This window comes from Parafannyhessea umbonata (assembly GCF_900105025.1).
Classification (GTDB): Bacteria; Actinomycetota; Coriobacteriia; order Coriobacteriales; family Atopobiaceae; genus Parafannyhessea; species Parafannyhessea umbonata.
Window position 1 is genome coordinate 793,300 of sequence record NZ_LT629759.1, and the last position, 16,553, is coordinate 809,852.

The 16,553-nt window shown below is 64.8% G+C and carries 12 protein-coding genes; 10 read left to right on the plus strand and 2 right to left on the minus strand.

Going from position 1 to position 16,553, the window contains the following annotated elements:
• Both ftsY and ffh read left to right on the plus strand, forming a co-directional pair.
• Complete coding sequence (gene ftsY / locus BLT96_RS03690) at nucleotides 1-906, plus strand: signal recognition particle-docking protein FtsY (RefSeq protein WP_090861844.1); 906 nt, start codon at nucleotides 1-3, stop codon at nucleotides 904-906.
• A gap of 5 nt (nucleotides 907-911) precedes the next feature.
• A complete protein-coding gene (gene ffh, locus BLT96_RS03695; RefSeq protein ID WP_090861846.1) occupies nucleotides 912-2,291 on the plus strand; it encodes a signal recognition particle protein in 1,380 nt (459 codons plus the stop codon).
• A gap of 189 nt (nucleotides 2,292-2,480) precedes the next feature.
• Here ffh and BLT96_RS03700 read toward each other — a convergent pair whose 3' ends face one another.
• Nucleotides 2,481-4,166: a L,D-transpeptidase family protein gene (locus BLT96_RS03700; protein WP_090861847.1), complete on the minus strand. Its 1,686-nt coding sequence runs from the start codon at nucleotides 4,164-4,166 to the stop codon at nucleotides 2,481-2,483.
• Nucleotides 4,167-4,274: 108 nt separating this feature from the next.
• On the opposite strand from BLT96_RS03700, the gene BLT96_RS03705 reads away from it, so the two are divergent.
• The 8 genes from BLT96_RS03705 (at nucleotide 4,275) to BLT96_RS03740 (ending at nucleotide 15,978) form a co-directional block, all read left to right on the plus strand.
• Nucleotides 4,275-5,102 (plus strand): TrmH family RNA methyltransferase, encoded by an 828-nt coding sequence (locus tag BLT96_RS03705; RefSeq protein ID WP_090845712.1) that lies wholly within the window; start codon nucleotides 4,275-4,277, stop codon nucleotides 5,100-5,102.
• A gap of 84 nt (nucleotides 5,103-5,186) precedes the next feature.
• Nucleotides 5,187-7,070: an ATP-dependent zinc metalloprotease FtsH gene (gene ftsH, locus BLT96_RS03710; protein WP_090861848.1), complete on the plus strand. Its 1,884-nt coding sequence runs from the start codon at nucleotides 5,187-5,189 to the stop codon at nucleotides 7,068-7,070.
• 483 nt (nucleotides 7,071-7,553) lie between these two features.
• A complete protein-coding gene (ileS, locus tag BLT96_RS03715; RefSeq protein WP_090861850.1) occupies nucleotides 7,554-10,367 on the plus strand; it encodes an isoleucine--tRNA ligase in 2,814 nt (937 codons plus the stop codon).
• A 7-nt stretch (nucleotides 10,368-10,374) separates the two neighbouring features.
• Entirely contained in the window at nucleotides 10,375-10,890 is a 516-nt protein-coding gene (lspA, locus tag BLT96_RS03720; protein WP_090861852.1) for a signal peptidase II, read from the plus strand.
• Nucleotides 10,891-10,982: 92 nt separating this feature from the next.
• Complete coding sequence (locus BLT96_RS03725) at nucleotides 10,983-12,002, plus strand: RluA family pseudouridine synthase (protein WP_090861854.1); 1,020 nt, start codon at nucleotides 10,983-10,985, stop codon at nucleotides 12,000-12,002.
• Between the two features lie 29 nt (nucleotides 12,003-12,031).
• The gene (locus BLT96_RS03730; RefSeq protein WP_090861856.1) at nucleotides 12,032-13,330 is read left to right on the plus strand and encodes a glycosyltransferase family 2 protein; all 1,299 of its coding nucleotides are present in this window, start codon (nucleotides 12,032-12,034) and stop codon (nucleotides 13,328-13,330) included.
• Nucleotides 13,331-13,426: 96 nt separating this feature from the next.
• The gene (locus BLT96_RS03735; RefSeq protein ID WP_090845692.1) at nucleotides 13,427-14,941 is read left to right on the plus strand and encodes an IMP dehydrogenase; all 1,515 of its coding nucleotides are present in this window, start codon (nucleotides 13,427-13,429) and stop codon (nucleotides 14,939-14,941) included.
• A 122-nt stretch (nucleotides 14,942-15,063) separates the two neighbouring features.
• Entirely contained in the window at nucleotides 15,064-15,978 is a 915-nt protein-coding gene (locus BLT96_RS03740) for a serine O-acetyltransferase (protein WP_090864162.1), read from the plus strand.
• Nucleotides 15,979-15,989: 11 nt separating this feature from the next.
• Here the strand turns inward: BLT96_RS03740 and BLT96_RS03745 are convergent, their stop codons facing one another.
• A complete protein-coding gene (locus BLT96_RS03745) occupies nucleotides 15,990-16,430 on the minus strand; it encodes a hypothetical protein (RefSeq protein ID WP_157692146.1) in 441 nt (146 codons plus the stop codon).
• Nucleotides 16,431-16,553 lie beyond the last annotated feature (123 nt).

Consider the following 16,553-nt stretch of genomic DNA (forward strand, 5'->3'; position numbering starts at 1 on the left):
ATGGGCATGTTCGACAGTCTTAAGCGCGGTCTCGCGCGGTCCCGCGAGGCGTTCGCGGAAGTGTTCTACATGGGCGGCGAGGTGGACGAGGACTTCTGGGAGGACCTCGAGGACCGGCTGGTCATGGGCGACATGGGTGCCGAGGTCGCCATGCAGGTGACGGACGACCTGCGCGAGCAGGCGGCGCGCGAGGGCCTGAAGTCCGCGCGCCAGCTGCGCGACGCGCTTGCGAAGCGCCTGGCGGCGGAGTTCGCGAAGGCGGAGTGCGACCCGTTCGAGGACGTGCCATCCTGCGTGCTGTTTGTGGGCATCAACGGCGCGGGCAAGACCACGACGGTCGGCAAGCTCGCCGGCGTCGCGAAGGCGGAGGGCAAGAGCTGCCTCATCGGTGGCGCCGACACGTTCCGCGCGGCCGCGATCGAGCAGCTCGAGGTCTGGGGCCAGCGCTCCGGCGTCGAGGTCGTCACGCGCGAGCGCGGCGCCGATCCCGCGAGCGTGTGCTACGACGTGCTGGACCGCGCCGAGAAGGACGGCACCCAGCTGGTGCTGATCGATACGGCGGGCAGGCTCCACACGAGCCCCGAGCTCATGCGCGAGCTGGAGAAGGTCGTTCGCGTGACGCGCAAACGTGCGAGCATCCCCGTGCGAGTCGTGCTCGTGATCGACGCGACGACCGGCCAGAACGGCCTGAACCAGGCGAAGGAGTTCAACTCCGCGCTCGACCTGGACGGGCTCATCGTCACGAAGCTGGACGGCACCGCGAAGGGCGGCATCGCCGTCGCGATATCGCACGACCTCAACCTCCCCATCTACCGCATCGGCGTGGGAGAGGGGATTGACGACCTTCAGACCTTTGACGCCATGGACTTCGCCCGCGCCCTCGTGGGTGAGGGAGAGGGGGAGTAGACCTCATGTTCAACAGCCTTTCCGACCGACTTCAGGACACGTTCGGCAAGCTCCGCGGCAAGGGCCGCCTTACGGAGGACGACATCAACACCGCCATGCGCGAGATCCGCATGGCGCTTCTCGAGGCGGACGTGAACTACCGAGTCGTGAAGAAGTTCGTGGCGGAATGCAAGGAGAAGTGCATGACCGCCGAGGTGCTCGAGTCGCTCTCGCCTGCGCAGAACGTCGTGCGCATCGTGCTGGACCAGCTGACGGAGCTTTTGGGCACGACCGAGTCGAAGCTGGTTCTCGCGCAGAACCGCACCCCGAACGTGATCATGCTCGTGGGCCTGCAGGGTTCCGGCAAGACGACGGCTGCGGCGAAGCTTGCCTACCTGCTGAAGCGACAGGGCCACAGCCCGCTCCTCGCCGCGTGCGACGTGCACCGTCCCGCCGCTGCCGACCAGCTCGAGACCCTCGGCAACGAGATCGGCGTGAAGGTCTATCGCGGCGACGGCAAGGACGCGGTCAAGGTCGCCCGCGAGTCCATCCAGAGCGCAGTCGACGGTCTGAACGACATCGTGATCGTGGACACGGCCGGCCGCCTGCAGATAGACGAGCAGATGATGCAGGAGGCCGTCGACATCAAGAACGCGGTCAAGCCAGATCAGGTACTCATGGTCGTGGACGCCATGACCGGCCAGGACATCGTGAACGTGGTGAGCGAGTTCGCGAACCGCGTCGACTTCGACGGCGTCATCATGTCCAAGCTCGACGGCGACGCCCGCGGCGGCGGCGCCCTCTCGGTGCGCGAGGTCACCGGCAAGCCCATCAAGTTCGTCTCGATGGGCGAGAAGCCCGACTCCCTCGAGGTGTTCCATCCGGACCGCATGGCGAAGCGCATCCTCGGCATGGGTGACGTCGTCAGCATTATCGAGGAGGCCCAGCGGGTCACGGACCAGAAGGACATCGACGATGCCGAGCGCATGCTGCGCGAGGGCTTCACGATGGACGACATGCTCACGCAGATGCAGCAGATCAGGAAGATGGGCGGCCTTAAGAAGATTCTGGCGTCGCTTCCCGGCGGCGAGCGCGCACTCCAGCAGGCAGGGGGCGCCGTCTCGGACGAGCAGATCACGCGCATCGAGGCCATGATCCACTCCATGACAAAGCAGGAGCGCGCAAAGCCCAAGACCATCAACGGCCAGAGGCGCAAGCGCATCGCGAAGGGCTCCGGCAGGTCCGTCCAGGAGGTGAACCAGCTCCTGAAGCAGTGGTCCGAGATGGACAAGATGATGGGCAAGATGCGACAGCTCACCAATGGCGGCGGCAACTCTCGTAAGACACGCCGTCAGATGACCAACATGATGCGCAACATGGGCATGGGCGGAAAGATGCCGTTCTAGTTCGACGCAGCTGCGCAAACGATCGCGCTGGGGCAGGCCGGGCTTCTTAACGAAGCCCGGCCCGCCTCATTTCGTGCACGAACGGTGAAGCGTGTGAGAAGGCGAGATGGGCCACGCAAACAACGAGGCAGCCGAACCCATATGGATCCGACTGCCTCGCATTAAGGCTTGTCGTCTAGCGTGTCGCTCCTAGCCATGCACCACTACGACGTCGCCGACCTTCGTGATGTCGTAAAGCTGCTTTGCGGCTGCCGCAGGGAGGTTGATGCACCCGTGGCTGCCGTTGCCCTGGTAGACGGTGCCGCCAAATGTGGATCTCCACGGAGCGTCGTGGAACGCCACCAGGTTGGTGATGAACGGCATCCAGTAGTTCACATGGCTCGTGTAGTCGGGCTGTCCGTCGTGGTTCTCGTCGAGACCCTTTAGCGTCTGGTCAGTGCCCTTGTTGCCGTTGATGGAGTAGACGCCGGTGGGGGTGCCGTGGCCCTCGGTCGGGTCGCCGGAGACGAAGTCACTCTCCCAGATGACCTTTCCTCCGTCGTAGAAGCGGACGTGCTGCTCGGTGAGGTCGACGTCCAGGTACCTGCCTCCCCAGTCGGCACCGCCGGGATTCCACTCGGAGGCCTTCTGCGACCAAGGCACGTCAAAGCTAGCCTCCTTCGCGCCCTCGATGTTGGACGCGAGCGTGGAGGCAAGCTGGTCGCCGTCGACGCTCCAACCGTACGTTCCGCCGGAGACCGTGACCTGCTTGCCGTCCGCGCGCTGGTACTTTCGCTCTGCGCCGACGGTGTTGAGCGTCTTCGCGAGGTCGCCGGAGGCCCACTGCTTGATGGCGTCGGTGTTCAGGGAGACGGACAGGTCGTCGCCGAACGTTATCCACTGCGCGATAGTTTTAGGCTCTACGGTCGTGACGGTCTTGCCGTTCGCGGTGAGCGTCTGCTTCGCGGCGACGAACTTGTTCGCCGTCTCGACGGCCTTAGTGAGCTCGGCGCTCTCGGAGGTGTACTTCGGCTGCACAAGCTCGGACTCGCCCAGACCAAGGTCGGACTTGCCCTTCAGGATCGCCTTGCGAACCGCCTTCGTGACGGCATCCGCGTCCACGGCGGTTCCGGCCTTCTCCTTCACGACGACGAACTTGCTCTCCTTCTCGTCGAAGGTCGCGGTGGCGCTCTGTGGTTGAGTCGCGCTCTGGTTCGCGGAGTCGACCGCGGCTTTCACCAAGGCGTCGAGCCTCTCCTTGCTGTAGCTCACGTCCGCCTTCGCCGAGAGGTCGTTTCCAGTGAAGATGCTGACGGGCCAAGCCCACACGTTCACCTTTGACATGGTGTCCGCGGCATACGCCGAGGTGTCGGACTTCAGGTCGATGTCCTTGCCCTTGAGCGAGAGGCTCACGTTGTCACCGCTGGCGGAGAGCGAGTAGTTGCCCAGCTTGTTGGACATCTCCTTCGCGACGGCGTCCGGGGTCTTGAATGCGACGGACTCTCCGTTGATAGTGGTGTTCGGCATGTACATGTGGGACCAAAGGGCACATCCACCCAGGTAGATGGCGCAGACGGCCCCTACGACGATTGCCGCTGCCTTTCCGTGGCGTCCTTTGCGGCCGCGCTCGGACGCGCCCCGCTCGTGGACGCGCATGGCATCCTGGTCAAGGTGCGGGTCGTTTGCGGCGACGGCGCCCGTCGCAGGCATCGCGGGTGGTGCCATGGTGGCGGTCCGGCCTGCCCTGGTCCCGTTGGCGGGTTGGCTGAAGTGCGCGCCGCGAGCGGCTCTGCCAGACGGCTTGGCGTCGCGTTGCGGCGAGGATTGTCCGACCTTCTCGCCCCGCGCGTTGATCACGTCGATGCGCTGGCGCTCCGGTCTCTGCTTGTCGGTCACGATATGCCTCTGATTCCATGGTCGGTGCGGCGCCTTTGGGGCCGCGAATGCTCACGGGTTACAATTCTATCCAAATGCCCTGCCCCCTAACGAATGGTGACGAATTCAATGGCAATTTCACGTATCACAAGTCTTGCTGACAGTCGGCTCGACCCTTACCTGCGGCTTTCCGAGCGGCAGCTTAGAAGCGTCCTGCATCCGGAAGAGGCCCTTGTCATCCTCGAGTCCCTGTTCGTGATCAAGCTCGCGTTCGAGCGGGAACTCGACGTGGTTTCGGTCCTGGTGGACGAGCGCCACGTGGGCGCTCTGGAGTCTGCCGTTCCCGGCCTGGGCGAGAAGGGCGTGGACGTCCTGGTTGCGAACCGGGGACTGCTGAGCCAGGTGACGGGCTTCAACGTCACGAGGGGCTACATGGCCGCCGCGCGCCGGCCGGCCGCAGGGAGCCTCTGCGACGTGCTGGAGGGCGCACGGTCCGTCGCGGTGCTCGAAGGCCTGGTGGACGTGAGCAACCTGGGGGCGATCTTCAGGAACGCGGCCGCCCTGGGGGTGGACGGCGTCGTGCTCGCGCCGGAGTGCGCGGACCCCCTCAACAGGCGCGCGGTGCGCGTTTCCATGGGAAACGTGTTCCTGGTGCCGTGGGCTGTCGCTCCGCGCCCGTGGCCGGGCGCGCTTATGGACGAGCTTCGCCAGAGGGGGTTCGGCACGGTGGCGATGGCGCTGGACGAAAGGGCCGTGCGCCTTGACGATCCGTCGCTTCGGCGGGACCCAAAGACGGCGCTCTTCTTCGGGACGGAGGGTACGGGTCTCACGCGGCCGGTGCTCGACGGCGTGGACCGGACCGTGATCATTCCCATGGCGCGCGGCGTTGACTCGCTCAACGTGGCGGCGAGCTCCGCCGTTGCGTTCTGGGAGTTGTTTGCGCGTCGCCGTGGCTAAAGACCCTCACGTTGGGTATTAATGGGAAAAGTCGTGCGGCCCGCAGGGTGGCCGCACAGTGCGGAGAAACCGATTAGGACGGATATGGACGACAAGAAGAAGCGACAATCGATGATCGTGTACCTGATCATCGCCATCGCGCTTGCAATCGGCCTGCGTGCGTACCTGTATCCCAGCATCACGCAGTCCCAGGTACAAGAAGTGAGCTACAGCCAGTTCGTCGACATGGTGGACGACGGTGACGTGAAGACCGTCAAGCTGAACACCGGCGACAGCAAGATCAGGTTCACGACCGACAAGGAGGGCGTGACGTACGAGACCACGCAGTTCCCTAACGACTCGGGGCTCGTGAAGCGCCTGCGCGACGCCGGTGTGAAGTTCTCGGCGGAGATCCCCGACGAAAGCGACAACCTGTGGCTGTACATGATCTTGAGCTACGTCCTCCCGATCGTGCTCATCTTCGGCGGCGGCTACCTCCTGAACAGGAGGCTGCGCAAGCAGATGGGCGATGACGGACCCTCCATGAACTTCGGCGGCGGATTCGGCATGGGCGGGGGTCTCGGCCGCTCGAACGCCAAGGAGGTCAAGGGCAAGGAGACGGGCGTCACGTTCAAGGACGTCGCGGGCCAGGACGAGGCGAAGGAGTCCCTGCAGGAGATCGTGAACTTCCTTTCGCACCCCGAGAAGTACGCGGCAATCGGTGCCCGATGCCCGCGCGGCGCGCTGCTCGTTGGTCCCCCGGGCACGGGCAAGACGCTGCTTGCGAAGGCGGTCGCCGGCGAGGCGGACGTCCCGTTCTTCCAGATCTCGGGCTCCGAGTTCGTCGAGATGTTCGTGGGCCGTGGCGCCGCGAAGGTACGCGACCTCTTCAAGCAGGCAAACGAGAAGGCCCCGTGCATCGTGTTCATCGACGAGATCGACACTATCGGCAAGAAGCGTGGCATGTCCATCAACTCGAACGACGAGCGCGAGCAGACGCTGAACCAACTCCTGACCGAGATGGACGGCTTCGACAACCACAAGGGCATCGTCGTTCTCGCCGCGACGAACCAGCCCGACGTGCTCGACCCGGCGCTGCTGCGTCCCGGCCGCTTCGACCGTCGCATCCCCGTCGAGCTCCCGGATTTGGTGGGCCGCGAGGCGATCCTTAAGCTTCACGCGAACGACGTGAAGATGGAGCCCGGTATCGACTTCGGCTTCGTCGCGCGCACCACGCCGGGTGCCTCTGGAGCGGACCTCGCAAACATCATCAACGAGGCGGCGCTCAGGGCCGTACGCATGGGTCGCTCCCGCGTGACGCAGGAGGACATCACGGAGTCCGTCGACGTGGTCATCGCGGGCGAGAAGAAGAAGTCCACGGTGCTGAACGACCACGAGAAGGAGGTCGTCGCGTACCACGAGACCGGCCACGCCATCGTCGCGGCCGTCCAGGACGGCAAGACGCCCGTCTCGAAGATCACGATCGTCCCGCGCACGTCCGGCGCGCTCGGCTTCACCATGCAAGCCGAGGAGGACGAGCACTACCTCACGACGCGCGAGGAGTACGAGCAGCGCATCGCTGTGCTCTGCGGCGGCCGAGCCGCCGAGGAGCTCATCTTCGGCCACATGACGTCCGGTGCCGCGAACGACATCGAGAAGGCGACGAAGATCGCCCGCGCCATGGTGACGCAGCTCGGCATGTCCGACAAGTTCGGCATGGTTGCGCTTGGCGAGTCGCGCAACCGCTACCTCGGTGGCGGCACGGAGCTCACGTGCTCCGACGCGACGGCGACCGAGATCGACAACGAGGTGACCGCCATCGTGGAGAAGGGCCACCAGACCGCGCTCAAGACCCTGCGCGACAACCGCTTCAAGCTCCATGAGATCGCGCATTACCTCCAGAAGAAGGAGACCATCACGGGCGAGGAGTTCATGAACATCCTCAACCGCGACGACGGCTTCGCGCCGAAGTACGGAGGCGAGCAGTAGCGTCTGCCTTGCGATAGAAGGTGCAGGCGAAGAGATCCTGACGGGGCCCCGCGGCGCGCGAGGCCCCGTTTTCTGTCTGGGCGAGGGCGGCGGTCCTTCTCGCCCGGCGCTAGTTCCGGGTATGCAAAATGTCAATTTAGTTGTCGGCCCGTGCCACGATTGTTCCGCGAACGGCCGGCAAGTGCTATCATTCGGCATGCTGCGTTGATGGGGAGAGTACCTTGGACGGGGCGGCCCAGAGAGAGCGGGGACGGTGGGAGCCCGCGGTCGTGTCCAGGCGAAGATCACCCCGGAGCTGCGGTCCGAAAGCCGACGTTGCCTGGCAAGTAGGCGCCGCCGGAGAGACCGCCGACACAGGTCTACCGAGTAAGGCGGAAATCCGCTCGCTGGGTGGTCACAAGCGAAGTGTAATAGGAGCGCTTCGTCCCAGCAGGAGGGACGGGCGCTCTTTTTCGTGGGTGCCCAGGAAGGGAAGGACACGAGGTGGCAAATCAGTACAAGAAGACGATGAACTTGCCCAAGACCAAGTTCTCGATGCGCGCCGGACTCGCCCAGCACGAGCCCGAGAGGCTGAAGGACTGGGACGAGAACGACGTCTACGGCCAGCTGCTCAAGAAGAACGAGGGGCACGAGAAGTTCGTGCTTCACGACGGCCCCCCGTACGCCAACGGCCCGATCCACCTTGGACACGCCCAAAACAAGATCTCGAAGGACATCATCAACCGCTACTGGTCGATGCGTGGATACCAGACGCCGTACGTGCCTGGCTGGGACTGCCACGGACAGCCGATCGAGCACAAGGTCGAGCAGATGCTCGGGACCGAGAAGTTCAACCAGCTCCCCACGGTGAAGATCCGCGAGCTGTGCCGCAAGATGGCCGTCGAGCAGGTCGACACCCAGCGCCAGGGCTTCAAGCGCCTGGGCGTCTTGGGCGAGTGGGCTAACCCCTACCTCACCTACACGCACGACTACGACGCGACCGACGTGGAGATCTTCAAGGCGATCTTCGACAAGGGTGCCATCTACCGCGGCCGCAAGCCCGTGCATTGGTGCACCCATTGCCATACGGCGCTCGCCGAGGCAGAGATCGAGTACGGCGACGAGGTCAGCCCCGCCATCTTCGTGCGCTTCGAGATGACGACGGTGCCCGAGGGCCTCGAGGCCTACGAGGGCAGGCTCTGGGTGGACATCTGGACGACGACCCCGTGGACCCTTCCTGCGGACGACGCCGTCATCCTGCATCCGGAGGCCGACTACGTCGCGGTCGTCGTGGACGGTCGCGCCGAGATCATGGCCGAGGCGCTCGTTGAGAAGGACTGCGAGAAGTTCGGGTACGAGTCCTATGAGCTCGCCCGCCGCGCCGACGGCGAGGTGTGGCGCATGTCCGGCACGGACCTCTGCCACAACAAGTACAAGCAGCCGATCTTTGGCGACCAGGGTGTCGAGGGCGAGTTCATCTACGCCGACTACGTCACGCTCGACGACGGCACCGGCATCGTCCACACGGCACCCGGCCACGGCGTGGACGACTACAACGCGGGCATGCGCTTCAACATCCCCGTCGTGATGCCGGTCGACGACGACGGCAACTTCTACAAGGGCGATGGCATGGGCACTGGCGGCCCGTGGTCCGGCATGAACGTGAACGACGCGAACCCGAAGATCATCGAGTGGCTCCAGGAGCGCGGCACGCTCATCCTGCACGAGGACATCAGCCACAGCTACCCGCACTGCTGGCGCTGCAAGCAGCCCGTGATCTTCCGCGCGACGAGCCAATGGTTCGTCTCCATGGACAAGACCGGTCTTCGCAAGCAGGCCCTGGACGAGCTCTCTAAGGTCAAGTTCTATCCCGCGCACGCCGTGAAGCGCATCGGCTCCATGGTGGAGGGGCGTCCGGACTGGTGCATCAGTCGCCAGCGCAACTGGGGCGTGCCCATCCCGGCGTTCACCTGCGAGGACTGCGGCGAGACCGTCATGAACGACGACACGCTCGACAAGGTGATCGATCTCTTCCGCAAGGAGGGCTCCGACGCCTGGTTCACGGAGGATCCCGCGAGCTACCTGGGCGACGCCTGCGTCTGCCCCAAGTGCGGCAGCCATCACCTGAAGGCGAACAAGGACATCCTCGACGTCTGGTGGGACTCTGGCGTCAGCCACACCGCGGTCTGCAAGCACCGCGACTACCTCAAGTTCCCGGCTGACGTGTACCTGGAGGGCTCGGACCAACACCGCGGCTGGTTCATGAGCTCGCTCATGACGTCGGTCGGCGCGTACGGCAAGGCGCCGTACAAGGCCGTCATCAGCCAGGGCTTCACGCTCGACGGCCAGGGCCGCAAGATGAGCAAGTCGCTCGGCAACGTCATCGACCCGAACAAGGTGTGCGACAACGAGGGCGCCGACGTCCTGCGCCTGTGGCTCGCGTCCGTCGACACCTCCGTCGACGTCCCGTGCGACGAGACGATCCTCTCGCACGTCGGGGACGCGTACCGCAAGATCCGCAACACCCTGCGCTTCCTGCTCGGAGAGCTCGAGGGCCAGTTCGACCCGGCTACGGACGCCGTTCCGTTCGACGAGCTCGAGCCGTTCGACAAGCTGACGCTCGCCCACATGTGCGAGGTCCACGACGTCGTGACGAAGGCATACTCCGAGTACCGCTTCAACGTGGTGTATCGCAACCTGTATGACTACGTGACGGAGCTCTCCAACGGCTACCTCAACGCCACGAAGGACCGCACGTACTGCGGTGGCAAGGGCACGCACGAGCGCCTGTCCGCACAGACGACGTGGGCGCACATCCTCACGATGCTCGTCCACGACCTGCAGCCCGTCCTCGTGTACACCACGGACGAGATCATGCAGTACCTGCCGGAGTCCATGCGCGACGGCCAGAAGTACGCCGCCCTTCTCGACTGGTACCAGAACCCCGTCGACGCGGACGTGTACCAGGGCTTGCTGCCGGCGTACCGGGCGCTCGTCGAGGCGCGCGGCGCGTTCACCAAGTCCTACGAGGAGGCCACGGCGTCCGGTGTCGTCGAGGAGAAGACGACGCAGGCGGCCCGCGCGGAGCTGACGCTTCCGCAGGAGCAGTACGACGCGCTCTCGCAGTCCGGCTGCGACCTGGCGGAGGCCTTCGTGTGCTCCGACGTCTGCCTGCACGTCGGCGAGGAGCTGTCCTGCGAGGTCCTTCCCGCCAACGGCGAGAAGTGCCCGCGCTGCTGGAACTGGCGCGAGCTCGGCGAGGATGGCCTGTGCGAGAGGTGCCACGACGTCGTGGCACGGCTCGCGGACGAGGAGTAGCGGTAGCGTGGTAGCGACGAGCAAGGTTTCGGCAAGGGGCACCCGGGCGATCGTCTTCTGGGTCGCCGCGTGCCTCGTGCTGGTGCTTGACCAGACGACGAAGCTCGCGGTGCGCTCCGTCCTGCGCGCGGGAGAGCGCCAGGCCCTCATCCCGGGGGTGCTGGACCTCCTGTACGTGAAGAACGACGGCGCGGCCTTCAGCCTCGGCCGCGGGGCGGGACCACTGTTCGTCCTCATCGCCGCGGCCGTCGTGTGCGTGGCGTTCGCGTACGTGTGGCGCGAGGACGTACCCCTGTCGCTCGTGCTGCCCATCGCGTGCGTCGCGGGCGGCGGAGTCGGCAACATGGTCGACAGGCTTTGCGCCGGCTACGTCACGGACTTCCTCGCGACCTCGTTCGTCGACTTCCCGGTGTTCAACGTGGCCGACATCTTCGTGACGTGCGGCATCGTGTGCGCGCTCATCGCGTACAACGTGTGGGAGTCCGGGCGCGAGCGCGCCAACGGGGACGCCGGTGGCAGGTAGTCGCGCGTCGAAACATCTTGCAGGCCCAAGGCGTGGGTCCGGCTTCGTCCGGGCCCACGCCCGTGCAAAGGAGAGGAACGGGTGAGAAGGACATGGCCGTCATCGTGAACGCCCTCGTGGGCCCGGAGTCAGACGGGCTTCGGCTTGACACGTTCCTCGCGAGCGTGGACGGCTGCCCTTCTCGCAGCGCGTGCGCAAAGCTCGTCGCGGCAGGCGAGGTCACCATAAACTCGACGCTCGCGACGTCAAAGAGCGAGACCGTCTGCCTCGGCGACCGCATCCAGGCGCGCGTTCCCGACCCGGAGCCCGAAGACGGGGCGCTCGCGCCGAACCCGTCCATTGCGCTCGACGTGCGCTTCGAGGACGACCACCTCATCGTGCTGTCAAAGCAGGCGGGGCTCGTGTGTCACCCCAGCCCGGGCCACGTGGACGACACGCTCGCGAACGCGCTCGTCGCGCGCTGCGGCTACGGGCACCTCGGCATGCTGCAGGGCGAAGACAGGCCGGGCATCGTGCACCGGCTCGACATGGACACCTCCGGCCTCATGGTGTGCGCGAAGGACGACGCCACGCAGAAGGCGCTGCAGGACCTCATCCGCCTACGCGTGCTCGACAGGCGCTACGTCACGCTCGTGCACGGCTACGTCGCGCCGGACTCAGGCACCATCACCACGGGCATCGCGCGTTCGCGTCGCGACCGGCTGCGCATGACGGTCTCGGACGACCCCGGCGCGCGCGAGGCCATCACGACGTTCCGCACGCTCGAGCGATTCGAGGCCGGCAGGTTCGACGAGGGCTTCTCGCTTCTTGAGTGCCACCTCTACACCGGACGCACCCACCAGATCCGCGTCCACATGCGCCACGCCGGCCATCCCTGCGTGGGCGACCAGCTGTACGGGCGCGGCGACGACCGCACGAACATGGGTCTGCGCCGCCAGTTCCTGCACTCGTGGCACATCCGCTTCGATCATCCCGTTACTGGAGAGACCATCGAGCTTGCAGACCGCCTGCCCCCCGACCTCTCCTCTGTACTAGAATCGCTACATGACCGCTCTATGGGCCGCACGCAGGCGGGGGAGAAGATCTGCCCCCTGCTCGTGGCCGGCACCTAGGGCCACCATAAGTTTTGGAAGGATGCCGCGTGGAACTTGCCAGGCTCGGGACGACCCCTATCACGGTCTTCAACAACCTCGTCGGGATTCTCTTCACGCTCGCATACCTCTACCAGGTCTTCTATACCATCTGGGTCATGATTCGCGGAGAGGTGAAGCTGCCTGTCGCGAAGAGGAGCCACTCGTACGCGTTCGTGATCGCGGCGCACAACGAGGAGTCGGTCATCGGCAACCTCGTCCGCTCCATAAAGGCGCAGCGCTACGACGGCCTCATCGACTGCTACGTCGTCGCGGACGCGTGCACGGACCGGACGGCGGAGGTCGCGCGCGAGGCCGGTGCCATCGTGTGGGAGCGAAACGACCTTGCGCGACGCGGCAAGAGCTGGGTGCTCGACTTCGCGTTCGACAGGATCCTGAACCAGCAGGAGTGCCCGTACGAGGGCTTCTTCGTGATGGACGCGGACAACGTGATCTCGCCAGATTACGTCGAGATCATGAACAGGGCCTTCGACCAGGGATTCCTCGTCTGCACGAGCTACCGAAACTCCAAGAACTTCGACTCCAGCTGGGTGAGCGCCGGCTACTCGCTCTGGTTCATGCGCGAGTCGCGCTACCTTAACAACGCGCGCATGCTGCTTGGTACGAGCTGCGCCATCTCGGGATCCGGCTGGCTCGTCTCGGCCTCTATCATCCGCGGGATGCACGGCTGGATGTTCCACACGCTCACGGAGGACCTCCAGTTCACGGCGTTCTGCGCTTCTCACAACATCAGGATCGGCTATGCCCCGGCAGAGTTCTTCGACGAGCAGCCAACGGACTTCAAGACGTCGTGGACGCAGCGCATGAGGTGGTCGCGCGGTGGGTATCAGGTGTTCTTCTCGTACTGGCGAGACCTCGTGCGCGGCATATTCAAAGGTCGCTTCTTCGCGTCTTACGACATGCTCATGACCATGTCGCCCGCAATGTTCCTCACCATCATCTCCGTGTTCGTGAACCTCGCGTACCTCATCATCGGCACGGCGAGCCGTGGCTTCATCGCGACGCAGAGCGAGCTCGGCGCGTGCGTGGGGTCCATCGTGACCACGCTTGTGTCCTCGTACGGGATGTTCTTCCTCATGGGTCTCATCACCACGATATCGGAGCGAAAGCACATCCACGCGCGCAACCGCTGGCGCGTGGTCGCGAACGTGTTCACGTTTCCCATCTTCGAGCTCTCCTACATCCCCATCAACGTGGTGGCCCTGTTCAAGAAGGTCGACTGGGTGCCCGTGAAGCACGACATCGCGGTCAACTTTGATGACGTGGTGAGTGAGGGCGGCACAAAGTAGTTCGTTCCTGCCACAAGGTGTTACAATCGGTCAAATCGCATCGGCGGCGTGAGCAAACGAGTCGACAAACGGCATACTGAGCAAAGGAGATTGCGCATGGCAACGTTCTTCGAGGGGGAATCCCACACCTTCTCTGAGTACCTACTCGTCCCTGGTTATTCCTCTCGGGAGAACATCCCGGCTAACGTCTCGCTCGAGACCCCGCTCGTAAAGTTCAAGCGCGGCGAGGAGCCGGCCATCAAGATGCACATCCCCATGGTCTCCGCGGTCATGCAGGCCGTGTCTGGCCCTCGCCTGGCCATCGCCCTTGCCCAGCAGGGCGGCATCTCGTTCATCTACCAGTCGCAGACCCCGGAGGACGAGGCCGCGATGGTGCGAGAGGTGAAGACGTACAAGGCGGGCTTCGTGGTGTCCGACTCCACGCTCACCCCGGACATGACGCTTCAGGACGTGCTTGACATCCGCGACCGCACGGGCCACACCACAATGCCCGTCACCGCGGACGGCACGCCGCATGGCAAGTTCTGCGGCATCGTCACCTCCCGTGACTACCGCGTGTCTCGCGACGACCGCAACAAAAAGGTCGCGGAGTTCATGACCCCCGCTTCCGAGTGCGTCACGACCGACACGAGCACCTCGCTCAAGATCTGCAACGACATCATTTGGGACCACAAGATCAACACCCTGCCCGTCGTCGACAAGGACGGCAACCTGTCCTCGCTCGTGTTCCGCAAGGACTACGACTCCCACAAGTCCCGTCCGGACGAGCTGCTCGACGAGCACAAGCGCTACGTCGTCGGTGCTGGCATCAACACGCGTGACTACGAGGAGCGCGTGCCCCTGCTGGTCGAGGCCGGCGCGGACGTGCTGTGCATCGACTCCTCCGAGGGCTACTCCGAGTGGCAGAAGCTTACCCTTGACTGGATTCGCGAGCGCTACGGCGACGCGGTGAAGGTCGGAGCGGGCAACGTCGTCGACGCGGACGGCTTCCGCTACCTCGCGGAGGCCGGCGCGGACTTCGTGAAGGTCGGCATCGGCGGCGGCTCCATCTGCATCACCCGCGAGCAGAAGGGCATCGGCCGCGGCCAGGCATCCGCCCTCATCGACGTGTGCCGCGCGCGTGACGAGTACTTCGAGGAGACGGGCGTCTACGTCCCCGTGTGCTCCGACGGCGGCATCGTGTACGACTACCACATGACGCTCGCGCTCGCCATGGGCGCCGACTTCCTCATGCTCGGTCGCTACTTCGCGCGCTTCGACGAGTCCCCGACCCGCCGTCTCAACGTGAACGGCAACTACGTGAAGGAGTACTGGGGCGAGGGCTCCGCACGCGCCCGCAACTGGGCCCGCTACGACATGGGCGGTGCGAAGAAGCTCTCGTTCGTCGAGGGCGTGGACTCCTACGTCCCCTACGCAGGACCGCTGAAGGACAACGTTGACCAGTCGCTCACCAAGGTCCGCTCCACGATGTGCAACTGCGGTGCGCTCACGCTCGAGGAGCTGCGCGACAAGGCGAAGATCACGCTCGTCTCGTCCACCTCTCTCGTCGAGGGCGGTGCGCACGACGTCATCCTCAAGGACTCCGACTCCAGCACGAACTTCAGGTCGTAGCGAAAACCCGCGTCTAGCCGAGGGCGCCCGACTGATGTAGCATTGACCCACCGCCAACTCATAGCGTGGCGGTGGGTTTTTGTTTGGGACGACGTCCGCGCGCGGACCATGGGGTGATGAGCATGAAGAGTTGCGGTGTGGCGGAGCGACTGGCCGCCATGAACGTGGAGTACGCTGCCGAGAAGAGCTTCTTCGGCGGTTCGCGGCGTCACTTTCCAAGCAGGAGCGCCTGCGTCCAGTTGATCTCGGACATACGGTGCCTGCTGTTTCCCGGCTACTTCGACAACGAGAGCGCGGCGGGGGAGAGCAACGACTATCTCACGCGCGAGCGCATACTTCACATCGAGCGCGTGCTGCAGGGGCAGGTGCTGGAGGCTCTGCTGTTCGACGACGGCGACCTTGGTCGCGACGAGGCGGGCAAGCGCGCCTCCCACGTGGCGAACGTGTTTTTGGACAGCCTTCCCCAGGTGCTCGAGCTCCTGATGACGGACATTCAGGCGCTCTACGACGGGGACCCGGCGGCTGGTAGCCTCGAGGAGGTCCTCGTAGCCTATCCCGGCCTGTACGCCATCTTCGTGTACCGAATCGCGCACGTGCTGTACGGGCTGGACGTGCCCCTCATCCCGCGCCTGATGAGTGAGCACGCCCACAGCAAGACGGGGATCGACATCAACCCCGGCGCGAACATCGGCAAGTACTTCTTCATAGACCACGGCACGGGCGTCGTCATCGGCGAGACGACCGACATCGGCGACCACGTTAAGATCTACCAAGGCGTCACGCTCGGCGCGCTCTCAACCCGCAAGGGCCAGCTCCTCTCGGGAAAGAAGCGTCACCCCACGCTCGGCGACTACGTCACGGTGTACTCGAACGCGTCAATCCTGGGCGGCGAGACCGTCATCGGCAGCGGTGCCGTCATCAGCGGTTCCGCCTTCGTGTGCGAGTCCGTCCCGCAGAACGCGCGCGTCATCCTGAACCAGGAGACCATCGTCCACAAGCCGGACGACGTGGAGCCGGCGTGGTGCTACGTGATCTAGGCAAGCGCGCATCAGCTGTAGGACCCGTCGTCGGAGGTCGCGGGCCTGACCTCGACGGCGCGCTCGCTCTCGTATGCCATGAGGTCGATGTAGTACTGTTGGGTGTCCGTGTTCCAGTCGTCCTTCGCGTCGTATACCTTGTTCAGCTTCTCCAGCGACTTGCTCAGCGCCTCGAGCTTCAAGCGCGTCTTCGTCGCGAGCTCCATCCTCGTGTCGCCTGACGCGGCCTCCTGCTTCTTGTACGCCTCGATGTAGGCGTCGGTGTCGTCCATGACCCTCTTGCCGGCCTTCGCGACCTTCTCGTCGACCTTCGCGGGGTCATACGGCACCCTCACCGAAGCCTCCGTGGTGCCTGCCGGCCCCGCGCCCGGCGTGCTGACTTTCCCCGAGCACGCCCCAAGCGATAGGACGATGGCTGCGGCCGACATGACGGCTATGGCGTTTCTAGACACGCGTTTCTCCTCTCTAAGAGCTTCCTCGCGCGCTGCGCGCACCGTCAATACCAACGAAAGCCATTCAAAAGTTGAACAGCAAGCGCGCAACCTAGGGTCGTCGCGCGGCGGTGCGCAAACGAC

Coding starts and splice junctions, on each gene's coding strand:
- ftsY (WP_090861844.1), top strand. CDS start 1: ATGGGCATGTTCGACAGTCTTAAGCGCGGTCTCGCGCGGTCCCGCGAG.
- ffh (WP_090861846.1), top strand. CDS start 912: ATGTTCAACAGCCTTTCCGACCGACTTCAGGACACGTTCGGCAAGCTC.
- BLT96_RS03705 (WP_090845712.1), top strand. CDS start 4,275: ATGGCAATTTCACGTATCACAAGTCTTGCTGACAGTCGGCTCGACCCT.
- ftsH (WP_090861848.1), top strand. CDS start 5,187: ATGGACGACAAGAAGAAGCGACAATCGATGATCGTGTACCTGATCATC.
- BLT96_RS03725 (WP_090861854.1), top strand. CDS start 10,983: ATGGCCGTCATCGTGAACGCCCTCGTGGGCCCGGAGTCAGACGGGCTT.
- BLT96_RS03735 (WP_090845692.1), top strand. CDS start 13,427: ATGGCAACGTTCTTCGAGGGGGAATCCCACACCTTCTCTGAGTACCTA.
- BLT96_RS03740 (WP_090864162.1), top strand. CDS start 15,064: ATGAAGAGTTGCGGTGTGGCGGAGCGACTGGCCGCCATGAACGTGGAG.